Here is a 15,032-nt window from a genome sequence, read left to right as displayed (position 1 = left end):
GCAGGTGAGTGTACGAGCCGCCACTGACACCACCGCGGCCTCCGCCGGGATCGACCCCTGACTGCAGCCGACCTGTGACGCGAACCAGGGGGTGACCGGGTGGCCGGTTTCCCTCCCCCGGGAGGGGGGGAAGGGGGTGGCCGGTTTCAGAACGCCGGGCGCTCCGGGTCCAGCGCGGCCAGGCCCGCCGCAGGTGACGACGCCTCCGCGAAGTAGCGGCGCGGGATCCGGCCCGCCAGCCGGGCCAGCCTGCCCGCCTCGACACCGGCCCGCATCGCCGACGCCATCCGCTCGGGGTCCTTCGCCCGCGTCACCGCCGACGCCAGCATCACCCCCGCGCACCCCAGCTCCATCGCCAGCGCCACGTCCGACGCCGTACCGGCCCCCGCGTCCAGGATCACCGGCACGCGCGCGTGCTCGACGATCAGTTGGAAGTTGTGCGGGTTGCGGATGCCGAGGCCGGAGCCGATCGGCGAGCCCAGCGGCATCACCGCCGCACAGCCGACGTCCTCCAGCTTGCGGGCCAGCACCGGATCGTCGTTCGTGTACGGCAGCACCGTGAACCCGTCGTCCACCAGCGTCTCCGCCGCCTCCAGCAGTTCGACCGGATCCGGCAGCAGCGTCCGCTCGTCGGCGATGACCTCCAGTTTCACCAGGCTGGTGCCCAGCGCCTCCCGGGCCAGCCGGGCCGTCAGCACCGCCTCCCCGGCCGTGAAACACCCCGCCGTGTTCGGCAGCACCCGGATGCCCAGCCGCTCCAGCACCGACAGCACCGAACCGTGCACCGAGGGGTCCACGCGGCGCATCGCGACCGTGGTCAGCTCGGTCCCGGAGGCCACCAGCGCCCGTTCCAGCACCTCCAGGCTGGGCGCACCGCCCGTACCCATGATCAGCCGGGACGAGAAGGACGTACCCGCGAGGACGAAGGGATCGTCTGCCATGGCGGTCAGCCTCCCTGCACGGCGGTCAGGACTTCCACCCGGTCGCCGTCGCACAGCGCCGTCGCGGGCCACTGCGCGCGCGGGACGACCGTTTCGTTGAGCGCGGCGGCCACCCCGGCGGGCGCGGGCGTCAGGGCCCGTACGACGCTGTCGAGGGCCGTGCCGGGAGCGAACTCGCGCCGCTCGCCGTTCACCGAGATGTTCATGCGGGCAGCTCCGAGAGTGCGGCGGCGGCGAAGCGCCGGGGGGCGAAGGGGCGGGCCTCGTCCGGGAGCTCCCCGGTGGCCAGGGCGTGCGCCAGCGCGTCACCTGTCACCGGCGTCAGCAGCACGCCGTTGCGGTAGTGCCCGGTGGCCAGCAGCAGCCCCGCCAGACCGGTCGGGCCGAGCAGCGGCGCGTTGTCCGGGGAGCCGGGGCGCAGCCCCGCGCGGGTCTCCGTCAGCGGCAGCTCGGTGATCCCCGGCACCAGCTCATGGGCGTCGCGCAGCAGCTCGTACACGCCCCCCGCCGTCACCGTCGTGTCCCAGCCCAGCTCCTCGCTGGTCGCGCCGACGACCAGCTCGCCGTTCTCGCGCGGCACCAGATAGACCTGGCTGCCGCGCACCACGGCCCGCACCGTCCGGCTCAGGAACGGCGCGTACCGCTGCGGCACGGTCAGCCGCAGCACCTGCCCCTTCACCGGCCGTACGGGCGGCAGCACGTCCTGCGGGACCCCGGCCAGCCGCCCGCTGAGGCTGCCGCCGGCGAGCACCACCTGCCCCGCCCCCAGCGCCGTACCGTCCCGCGTGACGACCCCCGTGGCCCGCTCGCCCACGACCGACAGCCGCTCGGCCCACGCGCGCCGGAAGACCACGCCCGCCCGCTCGCACGCGGCCAGCAGCGCCCCGGCCAGCCGCCGCGGATCGACCTGGTGGTCGCCGTCCACCCGCAGCCCGCCGCGCACCCCCGGCGCGAGCATCGGCTCCAGACGCCGGCACTCGCGCCCCGAAAGCCACTCCGACTCCAGCCCCGACTGCCGCTGCAGGGCGTGCAGTTCGCGCAGATGGGCGCGGTCGTCGGTGTCCAGCGCGACCGCGAGCGTGCCGCAGCGCCGGTAGCCGAGGTCGTGGCCGGTCAGCTCGGTCAGCTCCGCCACGAAGTCCGGATAGCGGCGCGCCGACGCGAGATTGAGGCCGAGCAGGGTCTGCTCGCCGAAATGCAGTTCCGTGACGGCGGCCAGCATCCCGGCCGCCACCTGGGCGGCCCCGCCGCCCGGCGCCGGGTCGACCACCGTCGTGGCGAAGCCGCGCTGCGCGGCCCGCCAGGCCGTGACCAGCCCGATGATCCCGCCCCCGATGACGAGGACGTCTGACGTACGTGGAGACGACATGGGCGTCCAGCCCCTCCCTTCGCCGGCATGACCCGGATCAGGTTCGTACGGTCGGAGGCCGCCAGCCTCCCTCTCAGCCCGGTGCGTCCGGGCTCCCGCGAGTGCTCTACGTTGGCCACCCTAGCCCGCCGCCTCGCGTCTCAGTAAGGCCGCGTGTCCCGTACTCGTCGTGTTCCGTACTCGTCAGGGAGCCCTCGCCCGTGTCCCGTTCGCTCGACGGTCTCGTCCTCGCCCCCGTCGCCGACCAGGCCCCCGGCCAGGTCGGCACCCGCACCCGCTTCGCCTACCGCGAACAGGACGGCGTGATCTGGGCCGACTACGCGGGCGGCGACGTCGTACGCGGCCACCTCGTGGGTACCCGGCAGGGGGACCGGCTCGACTTCCGGTACGTCCAGCTCAAGCACGACGGGACGACGTCCTCGGGGCACTGCGTGTCCACGGTCGAGGAACTGCCGGACGGGCGGGTGCGGCTCACGGAGACCTGGGAGTGGGAGTCGCGGGAAGGCGGCGGCACCAGCGTTGTGGAGCAGGTCACGGAGCACGACGGCTGACTGACGAAGAGTCAGTTGACTAAGGTGATCAGGTGAGCGAGCAGAGGCACGAGAGGCACGAAGAAGGCGGCCCGGCCGGGCGGCGCGTGGTGGTCGTCGGCGCGGGCATGGCCGGGGTGCAGACCGCGGTCGCCCTGCGCGAACAGGGCTTCGACGGCACGGTGACGCTCATCGGCGCCGAACTCCACCAGCCCTACGACCGGCCCCCGCTGTCCAAGGCCGTCCTGCTCGGCAAGGCCGAGCACTCCGCCTTCGACGTCGACTTCGAGGGCCTCGGCATCGAGCTGGTCCTCGGCCGCGAGGTGCTCGGCCTGCGCCCCGCCGACCACGAGCTGGACACCGAGACCGGACCCGTCCCGTACGACGTCCTCGTCCTCGCCACCGGAGCCGAACCGATCCGGCTGCCCGGCACCGAGGGCGTGCCCGGCGTCCACCTGCTGCGCACCCTGGACGACGCCGAACGGCTGCGGCCCGTGCTCGCCCGGCAGCACGACGTCGTGGTCGTCGGCGCGGGCTGGATCGGCGCGGAGTTCGCCACCGCCGCGCGCGAGGCCGGCTGCGCGGTCACCGTCGTCGAGGCCGCCGACCGGCCGCTGGCGGGCGCGCTGCCCGCCGAGGTGGCCGCCCCGATGACCGCCTGGTACGCCGACCACGGCGTCGACCTGCGCACCCACGCGCGCGTGGCGCGCGTCGAGGCCGGCGCGGTCGTCCTCGACGACGGCTCGCGGCTGCCCGCCGAGGCCGTCGTGGTCGGCATCGGCGCCCGCCCCGCCACCGCCTGGCTGGCCGGCTCCGGCGTCGCGCTCGGCGCGCACCGCGAGATCGTGGCCGACGCCTGCCTGCGCACCTCCGCGGCGGACGTGTACGCGGTCGGCGACTGCGCTTCCTTCCCTTCGGGAAGGTACGGCGAGCGGCTCCTCGTCCACCACTGGGACAACGCCCTCCAGGGGCCGCGCACGGTCGCGGCGAACATCCTCGCCGCCGCCACCGGCGAACTCCCGGCTGTCTACGACCCCGTCCCGTACTTCTGGTCCGAACAGTTCGGCCGCTTCGTCCAGTACGTGGGCCACCACGCGGACGCCGACAGCACCCTGTGGCGCGGCGACCCGTCCGGACCGGCCTGGACGGTGTGCTGGCTGCGCGAGGGCCGCCTGATCGCCCTGCTGGCCGTGGGCCGCCCCCGCGACCTCGCCCAGGGCCGACGGCTGATCGAGGCGGGCCGCCGCATGGACGCGGAGGCACTCGCGGACCCGGCCCGCCCCTTGAAGGACGCCACCGCGACCCCCTAGGGGCACGGGCAACCGCGCGCCCGGCCCACCCCGGCGCCGCACCCGAAAAGGCCACCCGTCAGGCCCCCGCGGGCCCCCCAGCGGAGCACCTCCGCTTCCGACTGTCAGTGGCAGATGGCAGGCTTGTTCCCGTGACCGAGATTGACGCAAAGATCGATGCTCTCGTCCCCGCCTGGCTCACCGTGCCCGACATCGCGGAAATGCTCGGTGTCGAGGTGACGCGGGTCCGCCAGTTGCTGAAGGAGGGGCAGGTGATCGCCGTACGCCGAGGCGAGAACCGCGCGCTGCACGTCCCCGCCGCCTTCATCGACGGGGACAAGGTGGTGAAGGGCCTGACCGGGACCCTGACCCTGCTGCGGGACGACGGGTTTTCGGACGAAGAGATGCTGGAGTGGCTCTTCACTCCCGACCCCAGCCTGCCCGGTACGCCGGCGCAGGCCCTGAGTGAGAATCGCGGCACGGAGGTGAAGCGCCGCGCCCAGGCGCTCGCCGTCTGAGCCGAGGATTCGCACCATCACCCGGTGTACGGGGGCCCGCCCGCCCCCGTACGCCACCACCCTGGGGGGACCTTCGTATGCCCGACACCGCCCGCACCCGCCTCGCCGACGCCCGGCTGTACCTGTGCACGGACGCCCGCACCCGCCAGGGCGACCTTCCGGAGTTCCTCGACGCGGCCCTCGCGGGCGGCGTCGACATCGTCCAGTTGCGCGACAAGGGCCTGGAGGCGGCCGAGGAGCTCGCACACCTCCAGGTGTTCGCCGACGCCTGCGCCCGGCACGGCAGGCTGCTCGCGGTCAACGACCGCGCGGACGTCGCGCACGCCGCCGGGGCCGCCGTCCTGCACCTCGGACAGGGCGACCTGCCGGTCCCCGCGGCCCGCGCGATCCTCGGCGACGACGTCCTCATAGGCCGCTCCACGCACGCCGAGGCGGAGGCCGAGGCCGCCGCCGTCCAGGACGGCGTGGACTATTTCTGCACCGGCCCGTGCTGGCCCACCCCCACCAAGCCCGGCCGCCACGCCCCCGGCCTCGACCTGGTCCGGCACACGGCCGCCCTCGGCACCGACCGCCCCTGGTTCGCCATCGGCGGCATCGACCTCGGCAACCTGGACGAGGTACTGGCCGCGGGCGCGCGCCGGGTCGTCGTCGTCCGCGCGATCACGGAGGCGGACGACCCCGGGGCCGCGGCCGCGGAGTTCGCGAAGCGGCTGGCCGAGGCGTAGTCCGGTCGCCCCCGCTTTGTCCGTCCTTCGGAACAATTGTCCAAGGGGTGGACAAGAAGTCGACAATCCGGGCAGATTCGCCGCATCCGGTTGGGGGACCGCCCACCCCTGACTAACCTGCGGGTATGGCCCTAGGAACCGCATCCACCAGGACGGACCGCGCGCGCACCGTGCGCGACATCCTGGCGACCGGCAAGACGACGTACTCGTTCGAGTTCTACGCGCCCAAGACGCCCAAGGGCGAGCGCGGTCTGTGGGACGCGCTGCGCAGGGTCGAGGCGGTCGCCCCCGACTTCGTCTCGGTGACCTACGGGGCCGGCGGCTCCACCCGGGCCACCACGGTCAAAGAGACCCAGCAGATCGTCGTGGACACCACCCTCACGCCGGTCGCGCACCTCACCGCCGTGGACCACTCCGTCGCCGAACTGCGCAACATCATCGGCCAGTACGCCGACGCCGGGATCCGCAACATGCTCGCCGTGCGCGGCGACCCGCCCGGCGACCCGATGGGCCCCTGGGTGCCGCACCCGCGCGGCCTGACGTACGCCGCCGAACTCGTCCGGCTCATCAAGGAGTCGGGCGACTTCTGCGTGGGCGTCGCCGCCTTCCCCGAGATGCACCCGCGCTCCGGCGACTGGGACACGGACGTCACGCACTTCGTCGACAAGTGCCGGGCCGGCGCCGACTACGCCATCACACAGATGTTCTTCGATCCGGAGTCCTATCTGCGGCTGCGCGACCGGGTCGCGGCGGCCGGTTGTGTGACTCCGGTCATCCCCGAGGTCCTTCCGGTGACGAGTGTGAGGATGCTGGAACGCCTGCCCACGCTCAGTAACGCCCACTTCCCGGACGCCCTCAAAGAGCGGATCCTCACAGCCAAAGAGGATCCGGCCGCTGTACGCTCCATTGGCATCGACTTCGCCACGGAGTTCTGCGCACGGCTACTGGCCGAGGGAGTGCCCGGACTGCACTTCATCACGCTCAACAACTCCACGGCGACGCTGGAAATCTACGAGAACCTGGGCCTGCACCACCCGCCGCAGGCCTAGACCGGTCGCACCGGATTGAGACACACTGCGTAGCGGCCACTGGGAGAGGGGCGTACATGGGCTGGACGGTCCTCTACATCGCGTTCGGAGTAGTCGCGCTGTGGCTGCTCGGTGAGGTGCTGCTGCAGTACAAGGCGCGGTTGCGCTGGCGACTGCTGGCCTTCGTGGGCTTCCTCGGCGTCGTCTTCGGTGTCCTGATCCCGTCGGTCGTCGTCATCGCGCTGGGCGCGGCCGCCTTCGCGGTCGGCCAGACCTACGTCACGCTCTCCTTCCGGCGCGGCTTCGCGGAGGGCTGGGCCTTCCGACGCACCGACGCCGACACCGACGCGGAAACCGGCGCCGACGCGGCTGCGGACGGCGGCAGGAGCGGCGGCTTCGGCCTCGGCGGCGGTATCGCCGGCGGTCTGGGCCTGGGCGGCGGCAAGCTGAGCAAGCGCCGTCGCGGCAAGGGCGAGGACCAGGACGCGGACGCCGAGGCCTCCGAACTGGCGGCGGCCCAGGCCGCTTCCGACCCCGACGGGCCGTACGGCGCCGACGACCTGGCGTTCGGCCAGGGCGGCAACGCCTTCGGCGACCGGAACACCTTCGGCGACGACGACTACGACCGCGACGACGTCTTCACGCCCGCGGCCCGCGGCGCGGACCCGATGGCCGCCGGCAACACCTCCGTCTACGAGCCGCAGCCACTGCCCGACGACACCGGCTCCTACGGCATATACAGCGACGCCGCGTACGCCGCCGCCAACGGCCAGGCCCCGCAGCAGGACCAGGACCAGTACGCGGCGACCGCCCAGGGCGCGGACCAGAACTACGGGTACGACAACACGTACGCCGGCTACCACCAGCAGCAGTACGGCTACGACGCCACCGGCGAGCAGCAGTACGCCGCCTACTCCGACCCGTACATCGGCACCCAGACCTACGGCGGCGGCTCCTACGACGCCGGTTACGGCCAGCAGCAGCACGGGCAACAGGGCTACGGCCAGGAGCAGTACGGCACCGGCGGCTACGGGGAGACCCCGGCAGGCGGCGTCTGGGTCCCGCAGCAGCGCAACACCGACGACCCGCTCGGCGGCGAATTCCCGCCCGAGCAGCACCCGTACCCGTACCAGGGCGACGGACAGCAGCAGGGGCAGGGGCAGGGCAACGGTTTCGACGAGCAGTATCGGTTCTGAAGCTCTTCGGTTCTGAAGCGCAGTATCGGTCTGACGGCCGCGTTCGTCCCCGCAGCGCCGCCTGCCGGGCGCGCTGCCGGGGGCTCACTGGGAGCCGCGGAACTCCGGTCCCTCCACGATCAGGCCGGACACCAGCGCGCCCGACATCCCCGCGTGCGGGAGCCCGCCGCCCGGGTGCGACCAGCCGCCGACGGTGAACAGGCCCTGCAGACCCGTGGAGTTGCCGGGGTGCAGCAGCCGGCCCCCGGCGGCGGCCAGCGCGGGCGCGGGGACCGCCCCGCCCGCCGCGCCGGTCTCCCGCGCGATGTCGGCGGGGGTGCGCACCTCCCGCCACAGCGCACGGTCCCGCAGGCCGGGCACCGCCCGCTCGGCGACGGCGACCAGCGCGTCCACCTGCTCGTCGCGTATCTCCGCCCCGGCGGGGACGACCGCGCTGAGGACGAGCGCCTCGTGGTCGCCGTCCGGGACCAGACCGGGGTCGTCGGGCCGCAGGACCGTCACCGTCGGCCGCGCGGGCACCGACGGCGCCGCACCGAACAGGCTCTCCAACTCGCCCTCGCGGTCCACCGTGTGCACCACCGTGCGGTGCGCGCTCCCCTCCGGGCGGGCGCCGCGCAGCGCGAGGAGCACGGTCAGGCGGCTGGGCAGGCCCTGCTGCGGGGCGACTTCGCCGTCGGCGCGGGCGGGCAGACCCGCGGCGCTGCCCGGGGCGACCACGAAGTCCGCCTCCACCACCCTGCCTTCCCCAGAGCCAAAAGCCTGGGAGGTGCCCCCAGCCAACTCCACGCCCACCGCGCGGCCGTCCTTCTCCAGGACCCGGGTGACCTCGGCGTCGAAGACGAACTCGACCCGGCGCGCGACACACCGCTCGTACACCGCGCGGGCCAGCTCCCGCATCCCCCCGCGCACATACCAGGTGCCGAAGGCGTGCTCCATGTACGGCAGGACGGCCGCGCTCGCCGGGGCCGCCCGTGGATCCAGGCCGTACGCGAGCGCGTGGCCCTCGAGAAGCGCGGCGAGCCGGGGATCGCGCAGCTCCCAGGCTCCGACCTCGGCGAGGGTGCCGGCCCGCCGGGTGCGCAGCAGCCGCCGGTGCGGGAGCGCCGGGTAGGGCTCGCGGTCGGCCAGCACCGACCAGTTCGGCCACAGGGGCTCCTCCAGGAGCGGGCGGCGGGTGCGGTCCCAGGCCTCGCGGGCCCGGACCAGGAAGTCGCCCCAGCGCTGCCCGGCCCGCGCCCCGAGCGCCTCGTCAAGCGCGGCGACGACCCCCGCGCGCGAGGCGTTCGGCAGGGACACCTCGGTGCCGTCGGCGAACACGTGCCGGGCCGACGGGTCGACCTGGACCAGCTCGACGCAGGCCTCCAGCGGCTCCTTGCCGGTCTTGACGAACAGGTCGCGGTAGACGGCGGGCAGGGGCAGCAGAGCGGGGCCGGTGTCGAAGCCGAAGCCGTCCCGCTCGAAGCGGCGCACAGCTCCGCCGTACGTCTGTGTCCGCTCGTACACCGTCACCCGGTGGCCCGCCACGGCCAGCCGGGCGGCCGCCGCCAGCGCGCCCATCCCGGCGCCGATCACCGCAATCCGTCCCATGCCCGCGACTTTATCGGCCACCACTGACAACGCCGCCGCGGGCCGGTGACCAGCGGCGTCACCGGCGGTGGGTCATCGGCGGGGGTCACCGGCAGTGGGTCACCAGGGCGGCGATTCCGTGCGCCCCGTCAGACGCCGGTCCGCCCGCCGCTGCGTCCTGCGCCGCAGGAAGCGGCGGATCCGTGAGACCAGGAAGAACAAGGCCGTCACCCCGGCCAGCAGCAGGACGCCCGCGATGACCGCCGCCGCGCCCGGGTGGAACACCGCGAACGTCACGACCCCGGCGACCCCGAGATCCTCCGCCAGGCTCACGAGCACGTTGCTGAACGGCTCCGGCGAGGCGTTGACCGCCATCCGGGTGCCCGCCTTGACGGCGTGGCTGGCCAGCGCCGTGGAACCGCCGAGCAGCCCCGCCGCCAGGTCCGGGAGCGAACCGCTCTGCCCGGCGAGCAGCGCGCCCACCCAGGCCCCGGCCAGCGGCCGGATCACCGTGTGCACGGAGTCCCACGCCGAGTCGACGTAGGGAATCTTGTCGGCGACGGCCTCGCACAGGAACAGCACGCCCGCGGCGACGAGCACCTCGGGGCGTTGCAGCGTCTGCGGGACGTCGTCGCTCAGACCGGTCGCGCCGAAGACGCCGAGGAGCAGCACCACCGCGTACGCGTTGACGCCGCTGGCCCAGCCGCTCGTGAACACCAAGGGGAGTACGGACACGGACGCGATCGTAACCAGTCGGCCGGGCCGCGTCCTGGGGATGAGCGCGCAGCCCTGAGTACGCGTACTCAGGGCGTGAGTTGAGTACGCGCGCGGATGGGGGACGACCTGCGCGAACGAGAGAGTGGAGGCACGGAGAAGGGGCACGGCTCCGGCACCGGCGACACGGGGCGCCGGAACGGAGCCGCCCTCGATCCGCTCCTTCCGCCGGCCTGTTCGGCGGGAGCGAGGCACGGAGGGTACCCCGGGGGAACGACCGCACGGGGGAACAACGGGGGCGGGAACGGGGGAACGGGGGAAAACGGGGGGAGCATGCGGAAGCGCCGGTTCGAGGCGGCTCACGGGGGACGTGGCCACCGACGGACCGGCGCTTTCGTGTTCGTGTGCACGCGGCCGTCGTAGCCGTACGCGCGCGTGCCGCTCGGTCAGCGGCGGCCGCTCACCCGCCCCTGTAACAGCCGCGACAGCGCCGCGTGGACGTCGTCCAGGGACCGTTCCGACTGGAAGGCCTGCCAGTCCAGGGCGGCCACCAGCACCATGCCGACCAGCGCGGACGCCGTCAGCGGCACATCGATCTCGTCGCTGAACTCGCCGTTCTCGATGCCCTCGCGCAGCACGCCCTCCACGACGGCCACCGCCTCCTGACGGACCACCATGAGCGTCGACTGCCAGGCCCGGTTGGTGCGCCACAGCTCGGCCACGTAGAGCTGCGTGAAGGACGGGTAGCGTTCGATGAAGACGAGGCCCGCGAGGACCATCGCGTCCAGCGCGTCGACCTTGCCGCGGCCCTCCCGCGCGGTGCGCTCGGCGGCCTCCCGCAGCGAGGCGGTGAGGAGGCCCACGCCGTGCCTCAGCAACTCCTCGAACAGGACCGACTTGCTCGCGAAGTTGTAGTAGACCGTGCCCTTCGCGACGCCGGCCCGTTCGGCGATCTCGTCCACCGTGGTCGCGGAGAAGCCCTGTTCGGCGATGAGCGTGACGGCGGCCTCGTAGAGCTTCTGCCGAGTGGCCTCGCGGCGGGTGCGGCCGCCCGGGGAGCTGCTGCTTTCCATGGTGCCGATTGTCACAGGAACCCCGCCTCCCGGACGCCGGATCTTCACAGACTCAACTCCGGGTGCAGCCGGTCCAGCGTCCACACCTGACGGCGGTGCGCCGACAGGGCGGTCAGCGCGAGGGCGCCCGCGGTGAACGCGGTGAGCACCACGCACGCGTGCCACACCGGTCCGAGCTCGCCGCCCGTGATGAGCCTCCTGAGGGCCTCGACGACGTAGCTCATCGGCAGGAAGGGGTGCAGCGCGTTGAAGAAGTCCGGGCTGGTCTGCACCGGGTACGTGCCGCCCGCCGACGTCAACTGCAGCATCAGCAGGGCGAGTACGAGAATCCGGCCGGCCGCTCCGAAGCGCGCGTTGAGCCACTGGATGAGGGCCGCGAAGCACGCCGTCACCAGGAACAGGAAGCCCACCGTGCCGCCCGCCCGCGCCATCTCCAGGCCGATCGCCCAGTGCAGCACGGCTATCAGGGCCGTCGTCTGGAGCACCCCGATCGCGACCACCGGCAGCCAGCCCGCCAGCGCGATCCGCCACGCCGAGGCCCCCGCGGCGAGCGCGCGCCGGTTCATCGGCGCGATCAGCATGTACGCCACCATCGCGCCCACCCACAGCGACAGCGGGATGAAGTACGGGGCGAAACCGGTGCCGTAGTTGGGCGCCTTGTGCAGATCCTGGGAGGCGAGCCGCACCGGGTCGGCCATGACGGCGGTGCGCGCGTCGCGCTGCCGCGCGTCGTAGTCGGGGATCTGCGCGACGCCGTCGTGCAGACCGTCGGCGAGCTTCCCGGAGCCGTCGGAGAGCTTGAACATGCCGCCGTTGAGGTCCTCGGCGCCGGTCTCCAGCTTGCCGACGCCGTCGTCGAGGTCGACGGAGCCCGTCTTGGCCGTGCCCAGGCCGGTGTTGAGCTTCTTCGCGCCCTTGGCGACCTTCGCGGCACCGGTGTTGAGCGCGTTGACCTTGGACACGGCGTCGTCGAGGTCTTCGGAGAGGTGCGGGGCGCTGTCGGCGAGCGACGTGGCCTGCTTCTGGAGGGCGGCGAGGTTGGTGCGGAGCGTCTTCAGGTCGCCGTCCTGGTCGGCGATCAGGGTGTTGAGGTCGTCGGCGACCTTCGCCACGTCGGCGGCGGCGTCCTTGGCCTTCTTCAGGTCGGCGCACGCGGGGTCGGGCAGCACCGGCGTCTCACAGCGCGCCTGGTAGACGGCGGTCAGGGTGTCGGAGGCCGCGTGGGCGCCCTCGGCGGCGGTCGGGGCCGCCTTCACCAGGGTCTCCAGGTTGTCGCTGATCACCTTGGCGGAGTCGGCGACCAGCCGGGCGGTGTCCCCGATGGTCTTCTCGTTGTCCTTCAGGAAGGGCCCCAGCGCGTCGGCGACGCCGTTGACCTTGTCGGCGAGTTTCTGGGTGCCGTCCGCGACCTTCTGGGAGCCGTCCTGGAGGTTGTCGGCCCCCTTGTCGAGCTTCGTCAGGCCCTTCGCCAGCTTGCCGCTGCCGTCCTTGGCGTCGCTCAGCCCGTCGGCGAGGTCCTTGGAGCCCGCCTCGGCCTTCCCGATGCCGCCCTTGAGGTCGTCGGCCCCGTCGGCGGCCTTCGCGGTCGCGCCGTGGATGTCGGAGAAGGACACGAAGATCTTGTCGAGGAACGACCGCGAGGCCTTCGTGGACGCGGCCGTGCGCACCTCGCCGAAGACCGTCCGCGAGATCTGCCCGACGATGTAGTTGTTCGCGTCGTTCGTGCGGACCTGAAGGGCGCTCGTCTCGGGGGAGTTCCCCGCGCTGGAGGCGATGCGCCGGCTGAAGTCGGCCGGCATGGTCAGCGACAGGTAGTACCTGCCGTCCTCCACGCCCGCGCGTGCCTCGGCGGCACTCACCTCGTGCCAGTCGAACACCTGGCTCTCGCGCAGCCCCTTCGTGATCTCGTCGCCGGCGCTGAGCTTCGTGCCGTCGGCGGTCGCGCCCTTGTCGTCGTTCACGAGCGCCACGGGGATGCGGTCGAGCCTGCCGTACGGGTCCCAGAAGGACCACAGGTACAGCGCGCCGTACAGCAGGGGCAGCAGCAGGAGCGCGACGAGCGCGGCCCGGGGGAGCTTGCCCCGCCCGAACCGCCGTAGCTCAAGCGCGGCCAGTCGCGGCGAGCGCATCGGCCATCTCCTCTTCCCGCTCGGTTTCCTGCTCGGTCTCGGCATCGCCGGTCTTGCTCCCGGTCTCCTGGGCGGACGTGCCGGCGTCCACGCGCGTGGAGAGCGCGACGGTGTCCTCGGGGGCCTCGGCGCACACCGCGAGGACGGTCGTCCCCGCCTCGGCGAGGGACCGCAGCAGCGCCCAGGCCGCTTCCCGCTCGGCGCCCGACAGCTTCAGGTCGACGTCGTCGACGCCGAGCAGCCCGGGGCGTCCGATGAGCGCCAGCGCCACGGACAGCCGCAGCGCTTCGAGCCGCTCCAGGTCGCGTACGGCCGTCCGCGAACCCTTGGGCAGCGCCTCGCGGTCGAGCCCGGCGGCGTCGAGCGCGGCGCTGATCCGCAGCCCCGACTCCGCCGCCCGCTCCGCGCGCGGGCGCAGCAACTCCCTTACGGAGCCGCCGAACCGCCGTTGCAGCAGCGCCCGTTCGCGCAGGTGCTCGCCGACGGTGAGGGCCGGGTCGAGGTCGGTCACGCCGGTGACGTGCGCGAGCGCGGCGACGCGCCGCACGGCCGCAGGCCGCTTCGGCAGCCCCGCCCCGCCCACCGTCGCGGTCCCCTCGGTAGCCTTCATCCGCCCGGTGAGGGCGAGCAGCAGGCTGGTGCGGCCGGAGCCGGAGGGCCCCTCGATCGCGATCAGCGAGCCCGGCTCCGCGTCGACGCCGATGCCTCGGAACGCCCAACCGCGAGGGCCCCGGAGCCCGAAACCGTCGGCGGTGACACCGACTCCGTCCACAGGTCCCCCAAGGATCCCGAATTGAACTGACTGGTCAGTGCGGAAAGTAGCCCGAACTCTCGATCGAAGCAAAACCGCAGGTCAGAACGGATTGTCAGTGGCATACCGCACGATGGGCACATACGGCACCCCCGTATGAAGGCGTGCCGTCACACAGACGACCGGAGGTTCGTCATGGCCAACCACCCCGCAGCCGCCGCCCACCGGCGCCGCGCCACCGGCCCTGCCCCCTCACTCACCGGCCCGGCGAGCGACGTGCACCCCGTGCCGCGCCGCACCACGGCCCCGCCGGCCGCCCTCGACCTGCTCGCCCAGGCCCGCGCCGGGCTGGAGGAGGCGGCAGTCCTCGAAACCCCCAACGAGAGCTACGTCACGGCCCACCTCGCGGCCCTGCGCACCGCTGCGGCCGTCCTCGCCGCCCGGGGCCGCCCGGACCCCTCCCCGCGGCGCCGGGCCCGCATCCGCAGCGCCTGGGAAGTGCTCCCCGAGACAGCGCCCGAACTCACCGAGTGGAGCGCGCTGTTCGCCTCCGGCGCCCCACGCCGCGCCCGCGCCGAGGCCGGCATCGAGGGCGCGGCGACCCGCCGCGACGCCGACGACCTGATCCGCGACGTGGCAATGTTCCTCCGCCTAGCGGAACGCATGCTCCTCCTCCACCCGACCCTCCCGCACCCACGCCAGGACCCACCCCAGGAGACCCGCCGAGAAGCGCACCGAGAAGGCCGCCGAGAAGGGGGTGAGCCAGGCGACTCCGCGACGGGGCGCGACCTGCCGAACGCGGGCTGAGGCCCACTACCGGACCTGGGTTGCCGGAGCCGGGCTGCCGGCCCCGGGTCGGAGTGCCCTGCCGCCGCGCGGTGCTCCGCGCCGCCGGACCCCGGCCGCCGGACCGGGACTGTCGGACCGGGCCGCCGGAGCTGGGCCGGTCTGCCCTGCCACCTCGCCGCGCGCTGCCGCGCCACCGTGACCGGGTGAGGAGCCGGAGGCGATGGCGCGGGCAGAGACGCGCCACCGGACCCGGGTTGCCGGAGCCGGGTCGGCGTGCTCTGTCGCCTCGCCGCGCGGTGTCGCGCCGCGCTGCGGCATGCCGCGTCACCGTGACCGGGCGAGGCACCGGAGAGGACGGCGCGGGCTGAGTCGCGCCAGCGGACCTGGGCTGCTGGAGCCGGCCCGCCGGACCCG

15 protein-coding genes and 1 riboswitch are annotated in these 15,032 nt (G+C 73.6%); of the genes, 7 read left to right on the top strand and 8 right to left on the bottom strand.

What is annotated here, in order from left to right:
- Positions 1-146 precede the first annotated feature (146 nt).
- The 3 genes from BMZ82_RS08080 to thiO all read right to left on the bottom strand — a co-directional run bounded on the left by BMZ82_RS08080 (position 147) and on the right by thiO (position 2,310).
- Positions 147-941 carry a thiazole synthase gene (locus BMZ82_RS08080; protein WP_093773224.1) on the bottom strand — a complete coding sequence of 265 codons (795 nt, stop codon included), beginning with the start codon at positions 939-941 and terminating at the stop codon, positions 147-149.
- Positions 942-946: 5 nt separating this feature from the next.
- Positions 947-1,147 carry a sulfur carrier protein ThiS gene (gene thiS / locus BMZ82_RS08075; RefSeq protein WP_093773222.1) on the bottom strand — a complete coding sequence of 67 codons (201 nt, stop codon included), beginning with the start codon at positions 1,145-1,147 and terminating at the stop codon, positions 947-949.
- Positions 1,144-2,310, bottom strand: coding sequence for a glycine oxidase ThiO (gene thiO, locus BMZ82_RS08070; protein WP_093773220.1), 1,167 nt, complete (start codon positions 2,308-2,310; stop codon positions 1,144-1,146). The genes thiS and thiO overlap by 4 nt, the downstream gene beginning before the upstream one ends.
- Positions 2,308-2,419, bottom strand: a riboswitch (TPP riboswitch). It overlaps the preceding gene by 3 nt.
- 91 nt (positions 2,420-2,510) lie before the next feature.
- On the opposite strand from thiO, the gene BMZ82_RS08065 reads away from it, so the two are divergent.
- The 6 genes from BMZ82_RS08065 (at position 2,511) to BMZ82_RS08040 (ending at position 7,596) form a co-directional block, all read left to right on the top strand.
- Complete coding sequence (locus BMZ82_RS08065; RefSeq protein ID WP_093773218.1) at positions 2,511-2,861, top strand: avidin-fold protein; 351 nt, start codon at positions 2,511-2,513, stop codon at positions 2,859-2,861.
- Positions 2,862-2,947: 86 nt separating this feature from the next.
- On the top strand, positions 2,948-4,150 hold the full coding sequence (locus tag BMZ82_RS08060) for an NAD(P)/FAD-dependent oxidoreductase (protein ID WP_093773216.1): 1,203 nt from the start codon (positions 2,948-2,950) through the stop codon (positions 4,148-4,150).
- 131 nt (positions 4,151-4,281) lie between these two features.
- Positions 4,282-4,647 (top strand): Rv2175c family DNA-binding protein, encoded by a 366-nt coding sequence (locus tag BMZ82_RS08055; RefSeq protein WP_093773214.1) that lies wholly within the window; start codon positions 4,282-4,284, stop codon positions 4,645-4,647.
- Positions 4,648-4,724: 77 nt separating this feature from the next.
- The gene (gene thiE, locus BMZ82_RS08050; RefSeq protein ID WP_093773212.1) at positions 4,725-5,372 is read left to right on the top strand and encodes a thiamine phosphate synthase; all 648 of its coding nucleotides are present in this window, start codon (positions 4,725-4,727) and stop codon (positions 5,370-5,372) included.
- A 125-nt stretch (positions 5,373-5,497) separates the two neighbouring features.
- The gene (gene metF, locus BMZ82_RS08045; protein ID WP_093773210.1) at positions 5,498-6,421 is read left to right on the top strand and encodes a methylenetetrahydrofolate reductase [NAD(P)H]; all 924 of its coding nucleotides are present in this window, start codon (positions 5,498-5,500) and stop codon (positions 6,419-6,421) included.
- 56 nt (positions 6,422-6,477) lie between these two features.
- Positions 6,478-7,596, top strand: a complete 1,119-nt coding sequence (locus BMZ82_RS08040) for a hypothetical protein (protein ID WP_093773208.1) — start codon at positions 6,478-6,480, stop codon at positions 7,594-7,596.
- Positions 7,597-7,680: 84 nt separating this feature from the next.
- Here the strand turns inward: BMZ82_RS08040 and BMZ82_RS08035 are convergent, their stop codons facing one another.
- From BMZ82_RS08035 to BMZ82_RS08015, 5 genes are all read right to left on the bottom strand, one after another.
- Entirely contained in the window at positions 7,681-9,183 is a 1,503-nt protein-coding gene (locus tag BMZ82_RS08035) for a phytoene desaturase family protein (protein WP_093773206.1), read from the bottom strand.
- Between the two features lie 99 nt (positions 9,184-9,282).
- Positions 9,283-9,897, bottom strand: coding sequence for a DUF4126 domain-containing protein (locus BMZ82_RS08030; RefSeq protein WP_093773204.1), 615 nt, complete (start codon positions 9,895-9,897; stop codon positions 9,283-9,285).
- A 425-nt stretch (positions 9,898-10,322) separates the two neighbouring features.
- Complete coding sequence (locus BMZ82_RS08025) at positions 10,323-10,949, bottom strand: TetR/AcrR family transcriptional regulator (RefSeq protein ID WP_093773436.1); 627 nt, start codon at positions 10,947-10,949, stop codon at positions 10,323-10,325.
- Positions 10,950-10,993: 44 nt separating this feature from the next.
- The gene (locus BMZ82_RS08020; RefSeq protein WP_093773202.1) at positions 10,994-13,078 is read right to left on the bottom strand and encodes a YhgE/Pip family protein; all 2,085 of its coding nucleotides are present in this window, start codon (positions 13,076-13,078) and stop codon (positions 10,994-10,996) included.
- Positions 13,050-13,850, bottom strand: a complete 801-nt coding sequence (locus BMZ82_RS08015) for an ATP-binding cassette domain-containing protein (RefSeq protein WP_093773200.1) — start codon at positions 13,848-13,850, stop codon at positions 13,050-13,052. The genes BMZ82_RS08020 and BMZ82_RS08015 overlap by 29 nt, the downstream gene beginning before the upstream one ends.
- Positions 13,851-14,024: 174 nt before the next feature.
- Between BMZ82_RS08015 and BMZ82_RS08010 the strand changes: the two genes are divergently transcribed.
- Complete coding sequence (locus BMZ82_RS08010; protein ID WP_093773198.1) at positions 14,025-14,636, top strand: SAV_6107 family HEPN domain-containing protein; 612 nt, start codon at positions 14,025-14,027, stop codon at positions 14,634-14,636.
- The last annotated feature ends 396 nt before the right edge of the window (positions 14,637-15,032 follow it).

It is taken from the genome of Streptomyces sp. yr375, from assembly GCF_900110755.1.
Taxonomy (GTDB): domain Bacteria; phylum Actinomycetota; class Actinomycetes; order Streptomycetales; family Streptomycetaceae; genus Streptomyces.
The sequence above is the reverse complement of the archived record's forward strand: the minus strand, read 5'-3'. Positions and strand labels throughout refer to the sequence as shown.

Coding starts and splice junctions, on each gene's coding strand:
- BMZ82_RS08080 (WP_093773224.1), bottom strand. CDS start 941: ATGGCAGACGATCCCTTCGTCCTCGCGGGTACGTCCTTCTCGTCCCGG.
- thiS (WP_093773222.1), bottom strand. CDS start 1,147: ATGAACATCTCGGTGAACGGCGAGCGGCGCGAGTTCGCTCCCGGCACG.
- thiO (WP_093773220.1), bottom strand. CDS start 2,310: ATGTCGTCTCCACGTACGTCAGACGTCCTCGTCATCGGGGGCGGGATC.
- thiE (WP_093773212.1), top strand. CDS start 4,725: ATGCCCGACACCGCCCGCACCCGCCTCGCCGACGCCCGGCTGTACCTG.
- metF (WP_093773210.1), top strand. CDS start 5,498: ATGGCCCTAGGAACCGCATCCACCAGGACGGACCGCGCGCGCACCGTG.
- BMZ82_RS08040 (WP_093773208.1), top strand. CDS start 6,478: ATGGGCTGGACGGTCCTCTACATCGCGTTCGGAGTAGTCGCGCTGTGG.
- BMZ82_RS08035 (WP_093773206.1), bottom strand. CDS start 9,183: ATGGGACGGATTGCGGTGATCGGCGCCGGGATGGGCGCGCTGGCGGCG.
- BMZ82_RS08025 (WP_093773436.1), bottom strand. CDS start 10,949: ATGGAAAGCAGCAGCTCCCCGGGCGGCCGCACCCGCCGCGAGGCCACT.
- BMZ82_RS08020 (WP_093773202.1), bottom strand. CDS start 13,078: ATGCGCTCGCCGCGACTGGCCGCGCTTGAGCTACGGCGGTTCGGGCGG.
- BMZ82_RS08010 (WP_093773198.1), top strand. CDS start 14,025: ATGGCCAACCACCCCGCAGCCGCCGCCCACCGGCGCCGCGCCACCGGC.